This window comes from Adlercreutzia sp. CNCM I-6207 (genome assembly GCF_977072305.1).
This window is the reverse complement of sequence record NZ_CDRVLZ010000014.1, coordinates 60955-82535: the sequence shown is the minus strand read 5'-3', so window position 1 is coordinate 82535 and position 21581 is coordinate 60955. Positions and strand designations below refer to the sequence as shown.

18 protein-coding genes are annotated in these 21581 nt (G+C 63.9%); 17 read left to right on the top strand and 1 reads right to left on the bottom strand.

All coding sequences use genetic code 11. The features are described 5' to 3' along the window. Positions 1-197 precede the first annotated feature (197 nt). The 12 genes from ACW4QM_RS08380 to moaC all read left to right on the top strand — a co-directional run bounded on the left by ACW4QM_RS08380 (position 198) and on the right by moaC (position 14802). Positions 198-1094 carry an acetamidase/formamidase family protein gene (locus ACW4QM_RS08380; RefSeq protein ID WP_161127825.1) on the top strand — a complete coding sequence of 299 codons (897 nt, stop codon included), beginning with the start codon at positions 198-200 and terminating at the stop codon, positions 1092-1094. 318 nt (positions 1095-1412) lie between these two features. Beyond that, positions 1413-2336: a molybdate ABC transporter substrate-binding protein gene (modA, locus tag ACW4QM_RS08375; RefSeq protein WP_161127824.1), complete on the top strand. Its 924-nt coding sequence runs from the start codon at positions 1413-1415 to the stop codon at positions 2334-2336. A 125-nt stretch (positions 2337-2461) separates the two neighbouring features. Then, positions 2462-4009, top strand: coding sequence for a molybdate ABC transporter permease subunit (gene modB, locus ACW4QM_RS08370; protein ID WP_306506496.1), 1548 nt, complete (start codon positions 2462-2464; stop codon positions 4007-4009). Beyond that, complete coding sequence (locus ACW4QM_RS08365; protein WP_237974364.1) at positions 4010-5116, top strand: sulfate/molybdate ABC transporter ATP-binding protein; 1107 nt, start codon at positions 4010-4012, stop codon at positions 5114-5116. Between the two features lie 259 nt (positions 5117-5375). Beyond that, positions 5376-6146 carry a hypothetical protein gene (locus tag ACW4QM_RS08360; protein WP_227070693.1) on the top strand — a complete coding sequence of 257 codons (771 nt, stop codon included), beginning with the start codon at positions 5376-5378 and terminating at the stop codon, positions 6144-6146. A 31-nt stretch (positions 6147-6177) separates the two neighbouring features. Further along, entirely contained in the window at positions 6178-9060 is a 2883-nt protein-coding gene (locus ACW4QM_RS08355) for a molybdopterin-containing oxidoreductase family protein (RefSeq protein ID WP_237974363.1), read from the top strand. Then, positions 9060-9671 (top strand): 4Fe-4S dicluster domain-containing protein, encoded by a 612-nt coding sequence (locus tag ACW4QM_RS08350; RefSeq protein WP_022740254.1) that lies wholly within the window; start codon positions 9060-9062, stop codon positions 9669-9671. The genes ACW4QM_RS08355 and ACW4QM_RS08350 overlap by 1 nt, the downstream gene beginning before the upstream one ends. A 259-nt stretch (positions 9672-9930) precedes the next feature. Then, on the top strand, positions 9931-10668 hold the full coding sequence (locus ACW4QM_RS08345) for a TorD/DmsD family molecular chaperone (RefSeq protein WP_114540394.1): 738 nt from the start codon (positions 9931-9933) through the stop codon (positions 10666-10668). 1 nt (position 10669) lies between these two features. Then, positions 10670-11407, top strand: coding sequence for a ferric reductase-like transmembrane domain-containing protein (locus ACW4QM_RS08340; protein ID WP_114549472.1), 738 nt, complete (start codon positions 10670-10672; stop codon positions 11405-11407). A 67-nt stretch (positions 11408-11474) separates the two neighbouring features. Beyond that, positions 11475-13040, top strand: a complete 1566-nt coding sequence (locus ACW4QM_RS08335) for a helix-turn-helix transcriptional regulator (RefSeq protein ID WP_237974362.1) — start codon at positions 11475-11477, stop codon at positions 13038-13040. A 77-nt stretch (positions 13041-13117) separates the two neighbouring features. Next, positions 13118-14119: a GTP 3',8-cyclase MoaA gene (moaA, locus tag ACW4QM_RS08330; RefSeq protein WP_114549471.1), complete on the top strand. Its 1002-nt coding sequence runs from the start codon at positions 13118-13120 to the stop codon at positions 14117-14119. Between the two features lie 182 nt (positions 14120-14301). After that, a complete protein-coding gene (gene moaC / locus ACW4QM_RS08325) occupies positions 14302-14802 on the top strand; it encodes a cyclic pyranopterin monophosphate synthase MoaC (protein ID WP_237974361.1) in 501 nt (166 codons plus the stop codon). Between the two features lie 100 nt (positions 14803-14902). Here the strand turns inward: moaC and ACW4QM_RS08320 are convergent, their stop codons facing one another. Then, the gene (locus tag ACW4QM_RS08320) at positions 14903-16705 is read right to left on the bottom strand and encodes an FAD-dependent oxidoreductase (RefSeq protein WP_237974360.1); all 1803 of its coding nucleotides are present in this window, start codon (positions 16703-16705) and stop codon (positions 14903-14905) included. A gap of 307 nt (positions 16706-17012) precedes the next feature. Between ACW4QM_RS08320 and ACW4QM_RS08315 the strand changes: the two genes are divergently transcribed. The 5 genes from ACW4QM_RS08315 (at position 17013) to ruvA (ending at position 21576) form a co-directional block, all read left to right on the top strand. Further along, positions 17013-18455, top strand: coding sequence for a helix-turn-helix transcriptional regulator (locus tag ACW4QM_RS08315; RefSeq protein ID WP_237974359.1), 1443 nt, complete (start codon positions 17013-17015; stop codon positions 18453-18455). A gap of 151 nt (positions 18456-18606) precedes the next feature. Beyond that, positions 18607-19407 (top strand): YebC/PmpR family DNA-binding transcriptional regulator, encoded by an 801-nt coding sequence (locus ACW4QM_RS08310; protein WP_022740246.1) that lies wholly within the window; start codon positions 18607-18609, stop codon positions 19405-19407. Positions 19408-19616: 209 nt separating this feature from the next. Beyond that, positions 19617-20417, top strand: a complete 801-nt coding sequence (locus ACW4QM_RS08305; RefSeq protein WP_161127818.1) for an SDR family NAD(P)-dependent oxidoreductase — start codon at positions 19617-19619, stop codon at positions 20415-20417. Positions 20418-20512: 95 nt separating this feature from the next. After that, complete coding sequence (ruvC, locus tag ACW4QM_RS08300; protein ID WP_041715224.1) at positions 20513-20986, top strand: crossover junction endodeoxyribonuclease RuvC; 474 nt, start codon at positions 20513-20515, stop codon at positions 20984-20986. Further along, positions 20983-21576, top strand: coding sequence for a Holliday junction branch migration protein RuvA (gene ruvA / locus ACW4QM_RS08295; protein WP_161127817.1), 594 nt, complete (start codon positions 20983-20985; stop codon positions 21574-21576). Before ruvC ends, ruvA begins: the two co-directional genes overlap by 4 nt. The last annotated feature ends 5 nt before the right edge of the window (positions 21577-21581 follow it).

Here is a 21581-nt window from a genome sequence, read left to right as displayed (position 1 = left end):
TTCCGAACTCGGCAGTTAAGCCCCACCTCGCCGAAAGTACTGCGGCGCCAGGCCGCGGGAGGACAGGTCGTTCCGCTCGCAGGGGGCGCTTTTCTGCGTCTCACCCGCCCTAACGGGATGGACGAACCTGTGCGACAAAAACTGTATTATAATTTTGGACACCTGGAAGGGTGTCTTTTTTGTTTTAGGAGGAGCTTATGATCGAACTTGGTGATGAGAAGGTTCTGTATGCGTTCGACAAAGAGCTGGAGCCGGCGTTAGTGGTGCCTTCGGGGGCGACGGTGCGCGTGCGTACGAAGGATTGCTTCGGCAATCAGGTGCAGCGGCCCGAGGACGAGCTCGATGAGATCGATTGGGATCACATCAATCCCGCCACGGGTCCGATTTTTGTGGAGGGCGCGGTGCCCGGCGGGGCGCTGAAAGTCACCATCGAGGCCATCGAGTTCGACGGGCAGACGGCTTCCTGCACCGGCGAGGGCGAGGGGGTGTGCGGCGATCGCTTCGACGCCTGGAGCACGCATCTCTGCAAGATCGACGGAGACGAGCTGGTGTGGGACGAGGAGCTGCGCATTCCGCTGAGGCCCATGATCGGCGTTATCGGCGTGGCGCCGGCTGGCGAGCCTGTTAATTGCGGCACGCCGGGCTCCCATGGCGGCAATATGGACAATACGGCCATCACGGCGGGCGCGACGCTGTACTTCCCCGTATATACCGACGGCGCGCTTTTCGGCTGCGGCGACATGCACGCGGCCATGGGCGATGGCGAGATCAGCGTGTCCGGCGCCGAGGCGGCCGGGTGGGCCACGGTGACCTTGGAAGCCCTGCCGAAGCTGGCGCTGACCGATCCCCTCATCGAGAACGCGACGCATCTCGGCGTCATTGCCTCGGCCGAGTCTTTGGATGCCGCTGCCGACCGCGCGGTTCACGAGATGGTCGATCTCATCTGCGACCGCACGGGAAAGCCGGCCGAAGAGATGGTCATGCTGCTGTCCCTTGTGGCCGACGTACAGGTGTGCCAGATGGTGGATCCGGAGAAGACGGTTCGCTTCATGGTGCCCAAATACGTGCTGGATGCCCTTGGGTTCAAGCTGTAGAAGCGAGTTCGTAGAGAAGCCTCGGAAGAAGCCCTGGAAGAATCTCCGTAGGGGGCGACCTTGGTCGCCCCTTTTTTGTCGTGCGAGGGTATCCCTCTCATGAGGGCTGACCAAGGTCGCCCCTACGGTGAGACGGCATGGCGGGGAGGGCTGACCAAGGTCAGCCCTCGCGGATGTTTCCCATGGAGGAGCGCGGGGGGTTCGGAACCATATTCGGAGATGAGAATAATAGGACTTGCGAATATATGAGAATAAGGATAATATATCCAAAACGCTTTATTCGCGAAGACGTATAACCTATCAGGGAGGAAGACCTCAATGCGCAAAAGTTGGAAACTCGGTGCCGTGTCGGTGGCTCTTATGGCCGCCCTGGGCCTCTTCGGCTGCTCAGGCGGCGACACTACGGAGCAGAAGGCCGACAAGCCGGCTGCCCCCCAGGCGGAAACCCAGGCTCCCGAGGAGACCAAGCCTGAGGGCGAAGCCGTGGAACTGCAGATTTTCGCCGCCAATTCCCTGACCAAGGCCATGGCCGAGGCCGAGGAACTCTACACTCAGCAGAATCCCAACGTCACCTTCGCTGATACGCAGTACGAGGCCTCTGGCACCTTGAACGAGATGCTCGGTGCTGGGCAGTACGCTGACATCCTCATCACGGCCTCCAAGGGCACGATGGACGATGCCGCGGAGAACGGCTATGTCAAGGAGGACACCCGCCAGACCATGTTCAACAACGACCTGGTCATCGTCACCAAGGAGGGCGGTGACCTGGCCGGCCAGGATATCTCCCTCGAGGATATTGCCGCGGGCAAGTACACCCTTGCTGTGGGTGACGAGAATGTGCCCGCCGGTAACTATGCTTGCCAGTCCCTGACGACGGTCGGCGGCTACATCGAGCCCGACGGGGCCACCGGCGCCGATGCCACGGGCAAGGGCGGCGAGTTCTCCGCGACCCTGCAGCCGAAGGTGACCCTCGGCGGCAAGGTGGGCGACGTGTGCAAGTATGCCGAGTCCGGCGAGGTTGACATCGCCATGGTCTACACCTCGGACGTGTACCGCATGGGCGGTGTCGCCATCTGCTCGGTGGTTCCCAACGACACCCACAAGGCCATTACCTATCCGGGCGCGGTATGCACCGACAGCAAGAGCGCCGAGGCGGCACAGGCCTTCCTCGAGTGGTGCATGACCGACGAGGACGCCAACCAGATTTGGGAGAAGTGGGGCTTCGAGCTCGCCCAGAACTAAGGCATTCGCGGTAGAATAACTACGAGCTGCAAAGCGCGTCTTAGTACGCAAGGGCATCTCGTCGGACGGGCGGGGCGCAAAGCCTCGCCCGTCTGGTGTGCAAGAGGTCAATGAGAGTGGTGGCTATGGAAACAGCGAAAGCGGCCGGCGTGAGGCGATTTGCGACGGGGCTCGCGGCTTCGGTGCTCAGGGCGGTTGCAGCTGCGATTCTTGCAGGCGGGATGCTGGGGGCCTGCATGGTCGTGGCACCCTCTTCGGCTTGGGCTGCCGATGCGGAGCAGGCTGTCCAAGATGCCGAGATAGACATCTCCGCTGACGGCGATGCGGCCCGCATGGAAGGCTGCGACTTCGCTGTGGAGGGCTTCGAATGTTCGCGCACGGGATCCGCGCGCGACATCGACGGCCTCAGCTACGGCTACACCTACCGGCTTTCAGGCACCGACCGCGTGGCTGTCGTCAACACGGCCGACTACGCCGTGCTCTTCATTCCCCGGACGGTGGCCGACGAGTTCGGCATCGAGGACGAGGGCAGCTCTCAGGTGCAGGAAATAAAGACCTACTTGGCGGCCCTGGATGAGAACTTCTCCACGGGGGTGAACCCGCTGGCGAGCCAAGAGGAATGGAAGGTGCTCATTGCTGATGCGGAAGGCACTGAGGGAGCATCGCTCGCCGTGGGCGACGTGGTATTCACCTTCGGACGCGAGATCTCGGAGGGCCGCTTCTACGTGACCATCGAGGGTCCCGACGACGCTTTTGACGTGAAGAGCGAGGTGCGACCGTCCCAGATGGACAGCGGGCGCCTCGTGCCAGCGGAGGGCGCCGTCATCGCCCAGAAGGACGGCCCGCTTGAGCAGTTGGGGGAGTTTCTCGCCACCATGGACTACTCGCCTTTATGGGTGACGCTCAAGACCTGCGGCGTGGCCATTGTGTTCGTGTTCTTCCTGGGGCTGGCCGCCGCATATTTCACGCTGCGCATCTCGAAGCGCGCCCAGGATATCTTCGATACCATCTTCACCATTCCCATGGTGCTGCCGCCGACGGTCTGCGGCTTCCTTCTGTTGTCGGCGCTCGGGCGCAACACGGCCTTCGGGCGCTTCTTCCAGGAGATCGGATTCCCGCTCGTGTTCAGCTGGCAGGCCACGGTCATCGCTGCGGTGGTGGTGGCCTTCCCGCTCATGTACCGCAGCGCGCGCGGCGCCTTCGAGAGCCTTGATCCGAACATGCTCGATGCCGCCCGTACCCTCGGGTGGTCCAACGGACGCATCTTCGTGCGGCTCATGCTGCCGCTCGCGTGGTCGTCCATCGCCTCGGGCACGGTGCTCGCCTTCGCTCGCGCCTTGGGCGAGTTCGGCTGCACGCTGTTTCTGGCGGGCAACCAACTGGGCAGCACCCGCACCATCCCCATTGCCATTTACTTCGAGTGGATGAACGGCAACACCGAGGCCACCTGGTTCTGGACGATCGTGCTTTTGGTGTTCAGCTTCCTCGTCATTTTGTTCATCAACCTATGGAGCCGGCATACCACGCGCTATCGCCAGAAGAGCAGCCACGAGGGGCGCTCGCCCAAGCCGCGGAGAAACGACACGCGGGGCGGCGGCCGAAGGAGGAGCGCAAAGGGCCTTCGGGAGGACAGTGCCGGAAGTGCCGACGTTCTGGGAGAGGGGGTGGCCTAGATGAGCCTGGACGTGCGCATCAAGAAGAGCTTCGGCGACTACACCCTGGACGTGGCTTTTGCGGGCGGCGATGAGACTTTGGGCTTTCTGGGGGCCTCCGGGTGCGGCAAGAGCCTCACGCTGCGCTGCATCGCGGGCATCGAGACGCCGGATGCGGGCCGAATCGTTGTGAACGGCAAGGTGTTCTTCGATTCCGAACAGAAGATCAACCTGACGCCGCAGCAACGTAAAACGGCCCTTCTGTTCCAGAACTACATGCTGTTTCCCAACCTGACGGTGGCGGACAACATCGGCGCGGGCATCGGGCGCGAGGTGCCGAAGGCGGAACGGGAGCGCATCGTCTCCGAGGAGCTGGAGCGTTTCGGCCTGCGCGGTTTCGGGCAGCGCTATCCGGCCCAGCTCTCCGGTGGCCAGCAGCAACGCGTGGCCCTGGCCCGTATGCTGGCGGCGCGGCCGGGCATCCTCATGCTGGACGAGCCCTTCAGCGCCCTGGACTCTCACTTGAAAGGGGTTCTCGAGCAGAACCTCGTGAGCCTGTTCGAAGCTTTTGAGGGAACGATCTTATATGTGAGCCACGATATCGACGAGTCGCTGCGGTTCTGCGACCGCATCGCGGTGGTGGATGCCGGGCGCATCGTGGAGATGGATCGGGGGCGGGAGCTGGTGAACCGTCCGCAGTCGGTGGCGGGGCTGAAGCTGTCGGGCTGCAAGAACGCTCCGGCGGCGGAGTACGCCGGGCCGCACGCGGTGCACGTCCCCCCGTGGGGCATTGACGTGCATACGGCCCAGGAAGTGCCGCGAGATGTGAAGTGCCTGGGCCTTCGCGCCTTCTATGTGGAGAGGGCGGAGGGCCCCGGCGAGAACTGCTACCGCGTTCGCGTCGATCGGGTGAGTGATGCCCGCTTCGAGCGCATGGCGCTTTTGGGCTTTCTCGATCGCGACGATGCGGATGGCGCCGCTGTCGCCTTCGAGACGAACGAGATGAGCTACCTGCACCAGCATATGTTCTGGCGCGTGAGCATGCGCGAAGGCGTTGCGTTGCCGGAGGTGGGGGAGAGGCTGTGGGTGCGCATCCCTCCGGACAAGGTGTATCTGGTGAGTCGATAATTCCACTCATCAAAAAGTGCGAGCAAAAGCGCAGGTAAAACGGGTCACTCACCCAGCCTGCGTGAGATTTTTGCGCCCATTTTCTCAATTTCAGGCAGTCTGCGGGTAGTCGTTTTCAATCCCAATCGCCTATAGTTCCGACCCGTGGAACCGCTTCGAAAACCTCCGAGACATAGTTGGTGCGAGGAGGCGAAGCGGCAAAGAGGAGAACCAAATAGGTAAGAGGGGAGGGTCGCATCCGCTGCGATGCGAAGCATGCATGGCTGATTTTGAAACCCGCGAAATGCCGCGAGACGATTCCCAGGAGCGCGAGGAGGCAGCCGCCGAGGCGGCGATGGATGTTGCCGCGCTCGCTGCTGACGATTTGCCCGACGCCGCCGAACTCACCTTCGAGGAGAAGCTCGCGGAGCTGAACCGCACGGTGATGCGTCATCCCTTGAACCGCGAGATCCTGTACAAGACCCTCGCCTTCTGCGCCGAGGAGCGCCCGCTTCGCGAGGCGGAGGACTTCATCGCGGCGCTCCCCCAGTTCGAGCGCGCCACCCAGAACCAGTTCTATATGCTGATGTCCCTTGTTCGCTCTTACGGCCTCGACATGATCGAGCGCGACGAGGACGGCAACCGCGTTTTGCCCGAGCAGAAGGAGGGGCTCTCCGAAGACGAGGTCGACGATCTCGTGGCCGAGATCTCGTTCAAGAGCACGGATGTGGGCGACTGGTTCGTCGATTACAACAAGCCGTCCGCGCGCCTCGTGGATCTGCTTCATCTTGTGCCCGAGCGCACCGATACCTACATCGAACTTTTGGAATTCGTCGAGGCGGCCCCGCGCCCCTACGGGCAGATCGAGGAGCTGCTCTTGGGCAGGCCCGCTCTTCAGACGGTGATCGACGGTCGCGTCGAGACCATGCAGCCGTCGGTATTTGTGGACAAGCTCGAGCGCGCTGGCGCTCTGGTTTGGAAAGAAGGTTGGACGTTGACCGAGGAGGGAAGGGAGTTTCTGGAAGATCTGAAGGTGAACGGACAAGCGTAATCACGTGTAAGCAAGAGGAGAGGAAGACAATATGTCAAAAACGAATTTGACACGTCGCAGCTTCGTCAAAGTGTCCGCTCTCGCGGGCGCGGCCGCTGCGGTGGGCGCCTCCATGGCCGGCTGCATGCAGGAAGCTGCGCCGGAAGAGGAGCTCGCCGGCACCGGCGAGGCGGGCGTCTCGAGTACCGAGGGCCTGACGAAGATGCGCACGAGCTGCCATGGCTGCATTCAGATGTGCCCGGCCATCGCCTACCTGAAGGACGGCGTGGTCGTGCGGCTCGAGGGCGATCCGGAGGCCCCGGTGTCCCGCGGCAGCCTCTGCATCAAGGGCCTCAACCAGCTGCACACCATGTACAGCCCGCGCCGCATCCTGCACCCCCTGCGCCGGGCCGGCGAGCGCGGCGAGAACAAGTGGGAGGTCATCTCCTGGGACGAGGCCATCACCGAGGCGGCCACCCATATCAAGGACGCTATCGACCAGTACGGCAACTACGCGTTCTTCGCCAGCGTGGGCGGCGGCGGCTCCTACTCGTTCATGGAGGCCATGACGCTTCCCATGGCCTTCGGCAGCCCCACGGTGTTCGAGCCGGGCTGCGCCCAGTGCTACCTGCCCCGCTGGTCCATGTCGAAGCTCTTCTACGGCGGTGACGACCAGTCGGTGGCCGACAATGCCGTGCAGGAAATCTTCAAGGTGGAGGACAACAAGACCGAGATCGTGGTCATCTGGGGCGCCCAGCCCTCGGTGTCCGAAACGGCCGAGTCGGGCCGCGGCATGGCCGAGCTGCGCGCCGCCGGCGTGAAGACCGTGGTCGTGGACCCGAACTTCTCGCCCGACGCCGTGAAGGCCGACGTGTGGCTGCCCGTGCGCCCCGGCACCGACACGAAGCTTCTGCTCTCGTGGTTCCGCTACATCTTCGAGAACAAACTCTACGACGAGGAGTTCACGAAGTACTGGACGAACCTGCCCTTCCTCATCGATCCGGACACCAAGCTGCCGGTAAAGGCCCAGGAGTTGTTCCCCGATTTCCAGCAGACGACGCCCGAGAACACCCCGGCCTATGTGTGCTTCGATCTGAAGACCAACGCCGTGGCCCCCTTCGAGTACTCCGCCCCGGCCGACTCGGCCGTGGACCCGGAAATCTTCTGGACTGGCGACTTCAACGGCAAGACCTACAAGACCGCCGGCCAAATCTACCGCGAGGAGGCCGAGCCCTGGACGCTCGAGAAGACGGCCGAGGAGTGCTGGCTTCAGGCCGATAAGATCGAGGCGGCCATCAAGCTCTACGTGGAGAACAACGGCGGCATCGTCAACGGCGTGGCCTCCGACATGACCGAGTCGGCCTCCCAGGTGCCGCTCGGCTGCATGGGCCTGGACTCCATCATGGGCCGCATCAACAAGCCTGGCGTCACCATGACCAAGAAGGCCTCCGGTGTGTTCGGTCCCACCGGCGAGGTTGCCGCGCCGACGCGCCCGCTCACCTACAACAACGGCTTCGACGGCATGTTCTCCGATATGTACGGCGTGGGCGCGGTCATCGGCATGTCCGATGCCGAGAACGAGGCGCGCATCAAGGAGCTGGGCGAGGCCATGCCCGATTCCCAGAAGACCCTGAACAAGCTGCTGCAGGACCGCCTGGGCATGAAGGATCACAAGGGCCTCTACGCCTGGTGCCACTCCCACATCCCCACGGTGCGCAACGCCATCGCCACCGGCGAGCCCTACAAGCCCCGCGTGTGGTTCGACATGTCCGGCAACAAGCTGGCCATGCTCGGCAACGCCAAGTCCTGGTACGAGGTGTTCCCTGAGGTGGACTACATCATCGGCCAGTACCCGATGCTCACCTCCTTCCACATCGAGGCGTGCGATCTGGTCTTCCCGCTGCGCGAGTGGCTGGAGGAGCCCATGGTGAACATGAGCCAGCTGGATACCCAGTGGCTGCAGAACGAGTGCGTGCACATTGGCGAGACCGTGTCCCACTCCATCCCGGCCGCCCAGGTGGTGGAGAAGTGCCGCGAGCTGTGGGGAGGCCACATTCCCGGCGGCCTGGAGCTCGGCGAGGGCACGGCCTACCTGGGCAGCCCCACCGAGGCCGCCGTCAAGCAGGGCGTGGCCGACACGCTCGGCGCCCCCGACTGGGAGACGCTGCAGGCCAATGTGGACGAGTACGTGCCGCACGTCACCCCCGACTACTGGAAGTACAACCAGCATGAGGAGATCGCCGACGACGGGTTGCCCGCGGGTTTCGGCACCGAGTCGCGCAAGGTGGAGACCTACTGCCAGATCCTGCTGAAGCTGGCGCGCAACGGGTATCCGTTCTGCTATCCCGAGCCCCAGGAGGCCTGCGAGGACTACAGCCCCATCTGCGTGCCCATCGAGCCGGTGGAGAGCCCGTACGAGGGCATGCCGGGCTACGATCCCGAGTACCCGTTCGTGCTCACGAGCGGACGTGTGCCCTACTTCCACCACGGCACCATGCGCCATGCTCCCTTCAGCCGCGAGCTGTTCCCCTGCGCCGAGATCCGCATCAACCCGGCCAGCGCCAAGGAGCTCGGCATCGAGCACATGGATTGGGTCAAGGTCACCAGCCGCCGCGGCGAGGTGCATGCCCGCGCCTATCTGACCGAGGGCGTGAATCCCAAGACCGTGTGGATGGAGCGCTTCTGGAACCCCGAGTGCTACGACGCCTCTCAGGCCAACCCCACCGGCGGCTGGCGCGAGTGCAACGTCAACGTGCTCACCAAGAACGACGCCCCCTTCAACGAGGTGTACGGTTCCTATACCAACCGCGGCTTCACGGTGAAGATCGAGAAGTCCGAGCGTCCTGCCAACATTTGGGTGGAGGCCGAGGAGTTCGAGCCCTTCATGCCCACTCAGGAAATGCTCGCTGAAGCCCAGACGAAGGATGTGTTCTAATGAAAAATACGCTTGTCATCGACCTGGACCGCTGCTCGGGCTGCGACTCCTGCGTGGCCGCCTGCAAGATGGAGAACCAGATGAACCTGGGTGTGGTGCGCAACCACGTGTCGGCCGTGGGCCCTGTGGGCACCTTCCCGGACATCGAGATGTACTGGCTGCCCATGCAGTGCCAGCAGTGCGAGAATCCCGGCTGCATCGAAGTGTGCCCCACCGGCGCCTCCTACCGCGACGAGGAGACCGGCATCGTGCTCGTGAACGCCGAGGATTGCATCGGCTGCGAGAGCTGTCTGACGGGCTGCCCCTACGGCGTGCGCCAGCTGAACCCGAAGACCAACACCATCGAGAAGTGCACGCTGTGCTTCCAGCGCAAAAACGACGAGAACTGGGTGCCGGCCTGCGTGCACAACTGCTGCTGCGGCGCTCGCACCTTCGGAGACTTGGACGATCCGAACTCCGAGGCCGCGAAGGTCGTGGCCGCCGCCGGCGAGAACGCGCACTACCTGTTCGATCCGGCCGACCTGCATCCCACGACGGTCTACATCCTCTCGGAGAAGACCGCCAAGTGGCAGGAGGAGCCCGTCGAGGTCACCCGCTACGAGAAGAAGTAGCCATTTTGCGTGAGGGGTGCGCTTGCGCCAGCCCGTAGGTGCGCCCCTCGGTTTTCGGTTGCCCCGACCGTCGCTCCCTCCCTTTTGGCGGTCGGGCGCTCTTGCGGGTTCGCAGTTTGAACCCGCAGGACGGGGGCTGCTGCTTTGGTGCGCCGGTGCGCCGCTTTTTCGAGGTCGCAGTTCCTGTCCTGCGGAGCGCTCTGGCGCTACGCGGTTTGTGCCCAACGAGGACGGGCGAGTCTGAGAGGAGAGGGGATACATGGTAGATGAGATGAGCGTCGCTGCGGCCGATGAGGCTGTGGTGACGGAGGACATGATCGCGGCCCTCAAGGGTCGCGCGGCGTTCTACGACCTTTTGGCGGCCATCTACTTCCGGCCGTTGACGGCTGAGCAAATCGATAACATCGCCGAGATGGATTGGTCGGAATATGCCGATGTGAACGAGCTGTTCGCCGACGGGGTGAACGATATCACGCGCTATTTGCGCAAGCGGAACTCCGGCACGCGCCAGGCGCTGGCCGTGGACTTCACTTCCGCCTTCGCCGGAACCTCCTCGTGGAAGGGCCGCTACGCGGTGCCCTACGAGAGCGTGCACACGAGCGAAGAGGGGCTCATGTTCCAGGACGCTTACCACGAGGTTTTCCAGCTGTACAAGGCCAACCACGTGGCCAAGGCCGAGGGCTACGACTTCCCCCACGATCACCTGTCGTTCATGTGCGAGTTCCTCGTGGTGCTCTCGGATCGCATCATTGCCGCCCTTGAGGCCGGCGACGACGCGGAGGCCCTGCGTCAGGTTCGCACGTCCCGCGCGTTCCTCGCCGACCATATCCTCTCGTGGTTCGACACGTTCCAGGATCTGGCGCTTCTGCTTTTGGAGACGCGCTTCTATCGGGGCGTCTTGAAGATTTCCAAGGGTTTCTTCCTCGAGGACGCCGAGCTTTTGGATGCTATCGCCGTCGAGCTCGAGCAGCGCCTCGAGGTGCGAGAGGAGAGGTAACATGGACTTCGCGGTCATTCTCATTGCCACCATCGTCGGCTGCTTCGCCCTGCGCAATCCTCTGAAGGCGCTTCCGGTCGCGTTCTACGCCGCCGCCATCGCCATCGACGTCGTCTACGTGTACGGAGTGTTCTTCGGCCTGCCGCGCGCCATCTGGAGCCCGCTGTTCGTCCTCATTCAGAAGTGTGAGCTGTCGCTGGCCCTGTTCGTGGTCGTCATGTTCATCGGATGCCTGAACCGGGGCGGCCGCGCCTATCATTGGCTGAAGCCCGTGCGCAGCGAGCTGTCCATCGTGGCGTGGTTCCTCTCGCTCGGGCATATGGCCGTGTATCTGGAGAGCTACCTGCCGCGCCTTCTCGGCGGCGGCGAGATCGGGGGCAACGTCATGGGCGCCTTCGTTTTGGCGGTCGTGCTGCTCGTGCTGCTCGTCGTGCTCGGCGTGACGTCGTTCGCCTTCGTGAAGCGGCAGATGTCCACGGCCTCGTGGAAGAAGGTGCAGAAGCTGGCCTACCCGTTCTTCGGGCTGGTGTACGTGCACCTGCTGCTGATGCTTTTGCCCTCGGCCCTGCACGGCGGCCTCGCCGCGCAGGCCTCGGTGGCCGTGTACTCGGTGGTGTTCGTCGGCTACGCCCTCTGCCGCGTGGGCCGCGCCTTGGCGGACAAGCGCGCCGAGGATGCCGTGTCCGCATCCAACGACCTGACTCCCGCCATCTCCGACGAACCGGAAATGGTATCGTAGGCCCATCGGATCACATCGAGGAGCGCTCGGCTGTCGCTGGGCGCTCCTTGCGCTAGGGAGGGCAGTGATGGCCGAGACGAAAAATTTCATGGCGAAGCTCGTGCGAACTTGGCCGGCATTGCCGTACATGGCCTTGGGAGTTCTGCTGGCTTCGGTCTATATAGCCAGCTCGGGAACGGCATGGCTGTCTGATAGCGAGACCAACGGCGGAAACCTTTCGGTGCTGACAGTGACCATGAGCCTGTCGGCCGGCGGCCTCATGCTGCTGTCCACGTTCGCGGTGTCGCGGGTGCGCTCGTGGCTCGAGCGCCCGACGGCGTGCCTCTGGGCGGGGGCGGTCTCCTCGCTCGGCGCTCTCATCGTCATACTCATCGGCCCCTATTATTTGTCACCGGTGCTGCCCTATTTCGTTATCCGCTCGCTCTTCTTCATTGGCGGCGTACTTTTCGGTGTGGGCCTCGGGGCGATCGCCCTGCGTTGCGGGCAGCTCTACGGTGCGCTTCCGCCGCGCCAGGTCATCCTGTACGTGGCCTACTCCCAGTTTGTCGTGGGAGCCTCCTTCTTCGTTGTGCTGGGATCACCCGCCTGGGCACCGGTTCCCGGCGGTCCCAGCTTGGCGGGCATGGCCGCGTTCGTACTGCTGCCTTTGGCGGCCGGCATCTTGGCGTCGTTCTCCCGCTATATCGAGCAGCCGACGCCCACTCTCGTGCGCGACCATTCGCGCCGGTCGCTGCCGAAATCGTTCTGGAAACTTCTGGCCGTCGTCTTTGTGTTCTCTTGCATCGTGTCCTCGGTGTACGCGTCCACGGTGGCGGTCTCCTCCATTGAGACGACACTGTCCGGCTCGCGTCTCGTCATGCTCGCGCGCATGCTTCTGGCGTTGGTTTTGGCGGTGGTGGCCGTGGGCACCGAGGGGGATCGACTCAACTTCGGGAAGCTGTACTCGGTGGTGATGGTGGCCTCCGTGGCGCTTGTCGCCTGCCTGCCTTTGGTGACGGTGCTGCATACCGTGCTCGCCCAGGTGGTGTCGCTGTCCAGCGTCGTGTTCGAGTTGTTCCTGTGGTGCATTCTCGCCTTTATCGTATTCCAGCGGCGCACCTCCGCGGTCATCGTGTTCGGTTACGGCTACGGCGCCTACCAGCTCGGCAACGGCATCGGCTGGCTCTTCGGGGCGCAACTTCTGGGGACGCTGTTCGGCGCCGTCGGCGAGGCCTTCGCCTATATGATCATGGCGCTCATTGTGCTCGCTTGCGCTTTCCTCATCTTCTCGGAGCGCGAGTTCGACCGGCTCTTCGCGCCGGGGGAGGAGGGCGCCCCTTCGCTCGACGAGCTGCTGATGAGGGATCTTGCCGCCGAGAGCGAGGGTTCGGCCCGCGAGGACGAACCGGTGCGCAAGGGACTCTTCGGTTTGGCGATCGAGGCTTTGGCCGCAGACTACCAGCTCTCGCCCCGGGAGACCGACGTGCTGCGCTGTCTGGCCATGGGCTACAACTCGTCCACCACGGCGAGCAAGCTCAGCATCTCCTGGAACACGGTGCGCACCCATACGCGCAACGTCTACGGCAAGCTGGGCGTTCATTCCCAGCAGGAGCTGATTGCCATGGTGGATGACGTCACGGCGGGTGAGGGATAGCGCGTCCCTCGGTGCTGATTGCGATTTATTTCGAGTTCGCTATAATGAGCAGTCAAAACACGTTATGAGGGGTTGACTTGAAAGATTCGCATGGTCGCACTATCGATTATCTGCGCATATCGCTGACGGATCGCTGCAATTTCCGCTGCGTCTACTGCATGCCCGAGGAGGGCGTGTGCGCGATGTCCCATGACGAGATCCTGCGCATCGAGGAGATCGAGCGGTTGGTGGCCGTGGCCGCTGGGATTGGCATTCGCTCGGTCCGTCTCACGGGGGGCGAGCCTTTGGTGCGCAAGGGGGTGGTCGATCTGGTCGATACCATCACCGGTATCGAGGGCATCGAGAACGTCTCCATGACCACCAACGGGGTGCTTCTGCCCCGTATGATTGATGACTTGAAGGCGGCGGGGCTCTCGCGCGTGAATATCTCGCTGGATACGCTTGACGCCGACCAGTTCCACGAGATCACGCGCACGGGACGATTGGAGGACACCCTTGCCGGCATCGACGCGGCGCTCGCCGCAGGGCTCAATCCCGTGAAGGTGAACGCCGTGGCCGTGCGCAGCCTGAACCAAGACTTTCTGGAATTCGCGAAGCTCTCCATCGATCGGCCGCTGCACGTGCGCTTCATCGAGTACATGCCCGTGGGGGATACAAGCGTCGATGCCGGCACGGGCTGGGGCAAGGACGATGTCATCCCCTCCGAGGAGCTGTTCGACATCATCAACGAGCGGGCCGCCGCTGCGGGGCTGCCCGCGCTTCGCCCGGCCGGGGCGACGAAGCCTCTGGGCTGGGGGCCGGCCCGCTACTTCGAGTTCCCCGACGCGCTGGGCACCGTGGGCTTCATCAGCCCCTTGTCGCGCCACTTCTGCAGCGAGTGCAACCGCCTGCGCGTGACCGCCGACGGCAAGGTGCGCCCGTGTTTGTTCTCGGATACCGAGTACGATGTGCGCACGGCCCTGCGCGAGGGCGATGACGCCGCAGTGCGCGACGTGCTGCTGACGGCTCTCGGCGCCAAGCCCGACGACCACCATGACAAAGTGGGCACCGACCGCAAGATGAGCCAGATTGGCGGCTAGCGTTCTTCTGGGCTGTCCGGGCCCGCGCTCGGGGCAAGGGCGCCGTGCTCAGACAGTCCTCGCTTGGTGGAACAGCCCACTGGGCTGTTCCAGTCGCTGCGGAACTCCGCGCGGACCCTCGCCCCGAGCGCGGGCCCTTCTCTTCCAAAAATGCCTTCCGAACCTGCTAGAAAGGAATCGCAATGACCGAACAGCTGACCCATATTGACGAGAACGGCGACGTGCGCATGGTGGACGTGTCGCAGAAGGCCGATACCGAGCGCGTGGCGGTGGCCGAGGGCTTCATCTCCATGAAGCCGGAGACGCTGGCGCTCATCGTGGAGGGCAAGGCGGCCAAGGGCGATGTGCTCGCCTGCGCACGGGTGGCCGGCGTCATGGCCGCGAAGAAGACGAGCGATCTCATCCCGATGTGCCATCCGTTGAACATCACCAAGGCGAAGGTGGAATGCGAGCCAGTGCGCGAGGGCGAGCGTGCCGACGGCCGTGTGGGCATCCACGTGGTCACCACCTGCGGCGTGACCGGCAAGACCGGCATCGAGATGGAGGCGCTCACGGCGGCTTCCGTGGCGTGCCTCACCGTGTACGACATGTGCAAGGCGGTGGATCGCGGCATGGAGATCACCGACGTGCGCCTGCTGAAGAAGGACGGCGGCAAGACCGGTCTCTGGTTGCGCGAAGAGTAAGAGAAAAGCCCCCGGCCAGGGAGGGGAGGGCCGGGGGCTTTGTTGATGATCTGCGGAGCCGGGAGGGATCAGGCCCGCAGCGGGAAGGGTGTAGGGACGACTAGCCGAGGAACTTCGCCACGGACTTGCCGCACTCGCGGCCGAGCACCAGCGCGAAGGCCAAAGACACGCCCGGGATGGGGGTGATGTACTCGGTGCCGAAGCGACGACCGCAGTCGTTGCCGGCCATGTACAGGCCGGGAATCGGCTCGTAGTTGGCGTCGAGCGCGTTCATGTCGCCGTCGGTGATGATACCGCCCATGGTGACCATGGTCTCGCCGAGAACCGGATCGAAGGTGCAGGCGTAGAAGGGGCCGTCCTTCACCGGGAAGAGCACCTCGGCGGCGCGGCCGAACTCGGCGTCGGCGCCGGCCTCGCAATAGCCGTTGTAGCGCTCGATCTGGGCGACGAACTCGGTGGCGGCGTCGCCGGTGAGTCCCAGCTGGCTCGCCAGGCCCTCGAGGGTGTCGTCGGCGACAAACTCCACCTGAGTCATGGGGCCGCCGCCGCCCGGGCCGCCCTCGCCCTCGGTCTGCTCGGGCTCCTCGTAGGTTCCCTTGAACTTCGCGTAGGCCTTGTCAAGCGACTCGCGCAGGGCGGCGATGTTCTCCTCAGTGGCGTTGAAGCCGGCATGCTGGGGCAGGGTGTACTGACGGTACTCGGTGAAGTTGTTGTCGCACACGGCGTACTTCGTCTTGCGGCTCATGAACGTGGTCTGATACCCGCGCTGCTCGCTGGTGGGGTAGAACTCGTTGCAGAAGCGGCGCCCGGACTCGTCGATCCACACGGCCTGGGGCAGGCAGTTCATCTTGCCGGGGACGGACAGGCCCTTCATGTTCATGCCGGGGATGGGGGTCGTCTCCAGGTGGGCGCCGGCCCAGTAGGCCATCTGCACGCCGCGGCCGTCGTTGGCCGACATGGAGTTCAGCGATTCGCCCTCGACGAGCGCCTGGGCCATATCGGGCATGAAGTAGGCCATCATGTCGGGGTTGCCGCCCATGCCGCCGCAGGCGCAGACGACGGCCTTGCAGGTGATTTTCACGTAGCCGTCGGCGTCGGAGGCCACAAGGCCGGCCACGGCGCCGTTCTCCATGATGATGTACTCGGCGGTGGTGCCGAAGTAGAACTCGGCGCCGGCCTCCTCGGCCGCAGCTTGGTTGTACATCTGGATCTTGGTCTGGTTGCATTCGCCGTAGAAGGAGCACACCGAAGGCCAGAACTTGATGCCGGATAGCTCGGTTAGCTGATGCTCGGTGGGCGGGAAGAATGCCGTGGTCATGGTGGCGAAATCTTCCTCGGTCAAACGGTCGAGGTACCAGTTGGAGTTCTCTTCAGAATTCTGGGCGAACTTCATGACGAGCGTGGGGTTCGGCATGTTGGAGGTAATCTTCATGAAGTTTTGGTAGAACTCTACCGGATCGATGTGCGGCACGCCGCGCTCCTGCAGGATCTTGGCGTTCAGGGCGGCGAACTCGTTGCCCACGGCGGCGTAGGTGTCCTCGGGCTGCTTCTCGATGAGGATGACCTTCTTGCCCTGCTCGGCCAGCTCGCGGCAGGCGGTGATGCCGGCGAAGCCGTGGCCGCAGACGACGGCGTCGCAGGTCAGCTCCTTGGCGAAGTCGGTGACCTCGGCCGGGGGCGTCATCCAGCTGGTGTCGGTGACGTTGTGGATGTGCACGTCGGACGCGCCGCCGCCCTGGGCGGTCGCCTGGGCGCTGCTTGCGCCCGTGTTCTCGCTGCTTCCGGCGCTGCTGCCGGACGGCGCGCAGCCGGCCAGCCCGGCAGCGCCGGCGGCCATGGCGGCCACGGCGCCCATACCGATGAACGAGCGGCGGGACATGCCCTGATTCGTTGCCTTGCTCATAATCCCTAATCCTCCCATGTCTCGGGGAACAAATACGCGCGCTGCGGCTCGCCCCTCCTTGGTGGCGGCCTCGGCCTCCTTGGGGCCGGCGCGCAGTGCCATCCTAGGTGCCAAAGGGGCGCGCGAGTAATCGTCGGGCTGGGGGATTTCGAGGGCTTTTTCCCTCGCGGAAATGGGGTAGACGCAGATAAACCCCAGGTCAAGATAAACTCTTCGAAAATAACGGTTCGGTTACGGTGCTCGAAGCGCGCGCGAATCGGATATACTTACCCCACGCAAAGCGCGTCGAGGCAGGGAGGGTCCCGCGTTGCAGATTTCCAAGTATTTCAAACCAGAGGCGCTCATGTTCGCGGCCTTTCTGGCCACATTGCCCATCTATTCTCCGAACCAGCTGCTGTTCGAAACGGAACTTTTGCAACGAGCGGCCTATATGCCGGCCTTTGCCAATACGCTTCTGGGCGCTTCCGTGGTGCTTGGCGTCGCGGTGGCTATCGTCTCGGCGCGTGGGCGCTTGGCCGTGATCCTGCGTGGGGGTGTCGTGCTGGTCGCATCGGTGGCTTACGTTGCGGGCTATGCGCTGTTCGCTTTGGCTGCAGGGCTCGAGAGCTTTGCCCAGCCGATTTTTGGCGTAACGGTGGGGCTTCTGCTTGCCGTCTCTACGGTGGTGCTCTCAGTTGCTTGGGGGGCCTATCTTGCGCAGTTCAACTTGCGCCAGGCGCTTTTGTGGCTGGCGGTTATGGTGGGCGTGGCGGCGCTGGTGGAGCTGCTGCTCTCATCGGTCACCTTCGCCGTGGGGCTTATCGTGTTCGCGGTGCTCGTTCCGCTTTCGTGCTTGGTGCCCTGCTGGTTGGCATGGCGCGGGCGTTTGATTGCGGTCAGGGAAGCAGGGGAGGTGGAATCGAGGTCGGCGCCGACGCTCGGTGCCATGGCCCAGCTGAGGCAGATGGCGCAGGTGGTGGCCATGCCGTTTGTGGGCCTTATGGTGTTCGCCTTCATGATGGGGGCGCGCAAGTTCGTCCTGTTCGACGTGGTGCATATGGAGGTGCTCGGCTGCGTGCTGGGCGCCGTGGTGGTGCTTCCCATCTGCCTCATGCGCACGCGCGTTCCGCTCATGCCGCTCATCTATCGGGTGCTGGTGCCCCTGTTCGCGCTGCTGCTGATCTTCCTGAACTGTTTTCCCGCGTCGACAGGCCCCATGTGGTTCGCCGCTTGGATGAGCTATGCGTTTTACGGTGCCGTGGCCATTTTGGCTCTGGCGGGTCTCGTGGCGGCCGCTCACGCCTCGGAGTTCTCTCCGGGCCTCATCTTTGGCACGACGGTGGCCGGGTTTTCGGGCTGCTCCTTGCTCGGCGTGATAGCGGCCCAGACGGTTCTGTTCCAGATTGAGGGCGGCGGCCCAGCACTGCTCGTAGTGAGCACCTTGTACTTCGTGTACCTGCTTGCCTCGGCCCTCCTGGCCCCATGGAAGCGCGATAGGGGCGATATCGTTCTTGAAGAGGGCGCCGATGCTGCCAAGGCCGCGCCCGTGCGCGATGTGGCCGCCCGCTGCGAGGAGCTGGCCGACGCCTGCGGCCTCACCCCGCGCGAGGGCGAGATCCTGGGGTATCTGGGCCGCGGTCACGGCATCGCCTTTGTGGCTGATGCGCTCGTGATATCGGAGAGCACCGTGCGCACCCACGTGAAGAGCATCTACAAGAAGCTCGGCGTGAACTCCCGCGAGGAGCTCGTGTCGAAGGTGAGCGAAGAGTAGCTGCGCAACCTGCGCGTGGGACGCCCCGCTGCCCGCTCGCTTTTGTCCCCCGTAGAAAAAACGTGCAGGGGAAATGGGCGGGTATTTCCCGCGTTTATCCCTTGTGGTACCATAAGCCGCTGTTGTATTCGTGTTTCGAAGGGACGTATTCATGTCAGGGCATTCTAAGTGGGCAACCACCAAACATCGCAAGGCCGCGCAGGACGCTAAGCGCTCGGCTCTGTTCTCCAAGCTGGCTCGCAACATCACCGTGGCCGCCAAGGAGGGTGGCGACCCGAACCCCGACAACAACGCGTCGCTGGCCGCCGCCATCGAGAAGGCCAAGGGCTACTCCATGCCCAAGGACAAGATCAAGACCGCCATCGACAAGGCCTTCGGTTCCGGCAAGGACGCCGCCAACTACGAGACCGTCGTCTACGAGGGCTACGGCCCGGCGGGCGTGGCGGTGCTCTGCGAGGCGCTGACCGACAACCGCAACCGCACTGCCGCCGACGTGCGCGCCGCCTTCTCCCATTCCGGTGGCAACCTGGGCACCTCCGGCTCGGTGGCCTTCCAGTTCGATCGCAAGGGCCAGATCATGGTGTCCAAGGAGGTCGAGACCGGCGACAAGAAGAACCCCATCGGCCCGAACGGCGCCGCTGCCGACGAGGAGGAGTTCATGCTCGCCGTGGCCGAGGCCGGCGGCGACGACTACGAGGACGCCGACGAGGAGTGGATCGTCTACACCGCGCCGGGCGATCTCATGGCCGTGGTGAAGGAGCTCGAGGCCCAGGGCATCCAGGTGAAGGGCGCCGAGATGACCATGATCGCCAACACGCCGTCGGCGGTGTCGGTGGCCGACGCCAAGAAGGTCATGCGCCTCATCGACAAGCTGGAGGAGCTGGAGGATCTGCAGGCGGTGTACCACACCATGGACATCACCGACGAGATCGCCGAGGCGCTCGACGAGTAGTTTTCGCGAGTGTTAAAGCCAATCGCGCTAGGGAAGGCGCCGGGCCGCAGGGCTCGGCGCCTTTTGCCTTTCGGGGACGTAACGGGGCCGCGCAACATTCTGGAAACATAGTCGCGAGGAAATCTGATAGGGTGAAGCTTAGGTAAGCGCGCGATAGGCTCTTTGTGCAGCAGCGAGGGAGCCCCGCGCAGGACAAAAAGGGAGGCTCCATGGGTTTTCTCGAAGGTAAGACCGCCATCATCACCGGCGCTGGGTTCGCGGCGCTCAAGGACGGATCCGCCGGTTCCATCGGCTACGGCATCGCCACCGCCTACGCCAAGGAGGGCGCGAACCTGGTCATCACCGGCCGCAACGTGAAGAAGCTGGAGACGGCCAAGGAGAAGCTGGAGGCCGAATACGGCATCCAGGTGCTTTGCGTGGCCGCCGACGTGAATGCCGGGGCCGACAACCAGGCCGTGGTGCAGAACGTCATCGACCAGGCCATCGAGAAGTTCAGCCGCATCGACGTGCTGGTGAACAACGCCCAGGCCTCCGCTTCCGGCGTGACGCTGGCCGACCACACCACCGACCAGTTCGACCTGGCCATCTACTCGGGTCTGTACGCCACCTTCTACTACATGCAGGCGTGCTATCCCTACCTGAAGGAGACCAAGGGCTCGGTCATCAACTTCGCCTCCGGTGCAGGCCTCTTCGGCAACTTCGGCCAGTGCGCCTACGCCGCCGCCAAGGAGGGCATCCGCGGCATGAGCCGCGTGGCCGCCACCGAATGGGGCCCCGACGGCATCAACGTGAACGTGGTGTGCCCGCTGGCCTGGACGGCCGCTCTGGAGAACTTCCAGGAAGCTTATCCCGACGCCTTCACGGCCAACGTGCACATGCCCCCCATGGGCCACTACGGCAATGTGGAGACCGAGATCGGTCGCGTCGTGGTGCAGCTTGCCAGCCCCGACTTCAAGTTCATGAGCGGCGAGACCCTGACCCTGGAAGGCGGCATGGGCCAGCGCCCGTAATTCTGCTTGCTTTTCACAAACATATGTTCTAAAATGAGCCCCACTCGAATTTGGAAAGTGGGGCTTATCTTTTGGCTGGCAAGACGCGCATCGTGATGGGGATCGATCCCGGGCTCGCCCATACGGGCTGGGGGGTCATCGAGCAGTGCGGGCCGCATCTGGCGTGCGTGGCCTACGGGTGCGTGGCCACGCCGGCGTCCCGCCCGTTGGCCGAGCGCCTCATGAAGATCCACCATCAGATCGGCGCGGTGGTCGAGCGCTTCCGTCCGGAGTGCGTCGGCATCGAGACGGTCTGGTTCGGGCAGAACGTCACGGCTGCCTTCGCCACGGGCCAGGCCCGCGGGGCGGCGCTCGTGGCCTGCGCCGAGGGCGGCCTTGCCGTGGGCGAGTACACCCCGCGCCAGATAAAGCTCGCCGTGGTGGGGGAGGGCTCGGCCGAGAAGGATCAGGTGCAGTACATGGTGCGGCACCTGCTTTCCCTTGATCGCTCGCCGGAGCCCGACCATGCGGCCGACGCGCTGGCGGCGGCCATATGCTATACGACCCACGAGAACGGAAGGCTCTCATGATTGCATTTCTGAACGGAACCGTGGCGGCGGTGCTGCCCCCGCAGACGGCTTATATCGATGTCGCCGGCGTGGGCTACGCGGTGGCCATGCCCGGTGGCGACTTGGGCAAGCTGGCCGTGGGCGATACGGCCCGCGTGCTCACCTACTTGTCCGTAACCGAGAATGGCATTGCGCTGTTCGGCTTTCTCTCCGAAGAAGAGAAAGTGCTGTTCGAAAAGCTTATCGGCGTGTCGAAAGTGGGGCCGAAGATGGCCCTGGCGGCCCTTTCCACGTTCTCGCCGGCCGAGCTCGCCGACGCTATCGCCTCCCAGGACATCGCGCGGGTGTCCCACATTCCCGGCGTGGGGAAGAAGACCGCCGAGCGCATCATCCTGGAGCTGAAGGGCACGTTGGAAGCGGGCATGGAATCGCTGTTCAGCCAGGGCGCGTCCGAACCCGCGCGCAGTGCGGCGGTGCAGGGGGCTACCGAGGCGCTTCTCTCCATGGGCTTCACCTCCGCCGAAGCCGAGGTCGCCCTGAAGGGGGCTCCCGAGGGCGCGGGCGAGGGCGCGCTGCTACAATATGCCCTGAAACGTTTGGGAAGTCGATAGGAAGT

Excerpts from the sequence above, each read along its gene's own strand:
- ACW4QM_RS08380 (WP_161127825.1), top strand. The coding sequence starts at position 198 with ATGATCGAACTTGGTGATGAGAAGGTTCTGTATGCGTTCGACAAAGAG.
- modA (WP_161127824.1), top strand. The coding sequence starts at position 1,413 with ATGCGCAAAAGTTGGAAACTCGGTGCCGTGTCGGTGGCTCTTATGGCC.
- modB (WP_306506496.1), top strand. The coding sequence starts at position 2,462 with ATGGAAACAGCGAAAGCGGCCGGCGTGAGGCGATTTGCGACGGGGCTC.
- ACW4QM_RS08365 (WP_237974364.1), top strand. The coding sequence starts at position 4,010 with ATGAGCCTGGACGTGCGCATCAAGAAGAGCTTCGGCGACTACACCCTG.
- ACW4QM_RS08360 (WP_227070693.1), top strand. The coding sequence starts at position 5,376 with ATGGCTGATTTTGAAACCCGCGAAATGCCGCGAGACGATTCCCAGGAG.
- ACW4QM_RS08355 (WP_237974363.1), top strand. The coding sequence starts at position 6,178 with ATGTCAAAAACGAATTTGACACGTCGCAGCTTCGTCAAAGTGTCCGCT.
- ACW4QM_RS08350 (WP_022740254.1), top strand. The coding sequence starts at position 9,060 with ATGAAAAATACGCTTGTCATCGACCTGGACCGCTGCTCGGGCTGCGAC.
- ACW4QM_RS08345 (WP_114540394.1), top strand. The coding sequence starts at position 9,931 with ATGGTAGATGAGATGAGCGTCGCTGCGGCCGATGAGGCTGTGGTGACG.
- ACW4QM_RS08340 (WP_114549472.1), top strand. The coding sequence starts at position 10,670 with ATGGACTTCGCGGTCATTCTCATTGCCACCATCGTCGGCTGCTTCGCC.
- ACW4QM_RS08335 (WP_237974362.1), top strand. The coding sequence starts at position 11,475 with ATGGCCGAGACGAAAAATTTCATGGCGAAGCTCGTGCGAACTTGGCCG.
- moaC (WP_237974361.1), top strand. The coding sequence starts at position 14,302 with ATGACCGAACAGCTGACCCATATTGACGAGAACGGCGACGTGCGCATG.
- ACW4QM_RS08320 (WP_237974360.1), bottom strand. The coding sequence starts at position 16,705 with ATGAGCAAGGCAACGAATCAGGGCATGTCCCGCCGCTCGTTCATCGGT.
- ACW4QM_RS08310 (WP_022740246.1), top strand. The coding sequence starts at position 18,607 with ATGTCAGGGCATTCTAAGTGGGCAACCACCAAACATCGCAAGGCCGCG.
- ACW4QM_RS08305 (WP_161127818.1), top strand. The coding sequence starts at position 19,617 with ATGGGTTTTCTCGAAGGTAAGACCGCCATCATCACCGGCGCTGGGTTC.
- ruvC (WP_041715224.1), top strand. The coding sequence starts at position 20,513 with ATGGGGATCGATCCCGGGCTCGCCCATACGGGCTGGGGGGTCATCGAG.
- ruvA (WP_161127817.1), top strand. The coding sequence starts at position 20,983 with ATGATTGCATTTCTGAACGGAACCGTGGCGGCGGTGCTGCCCCCGCAG.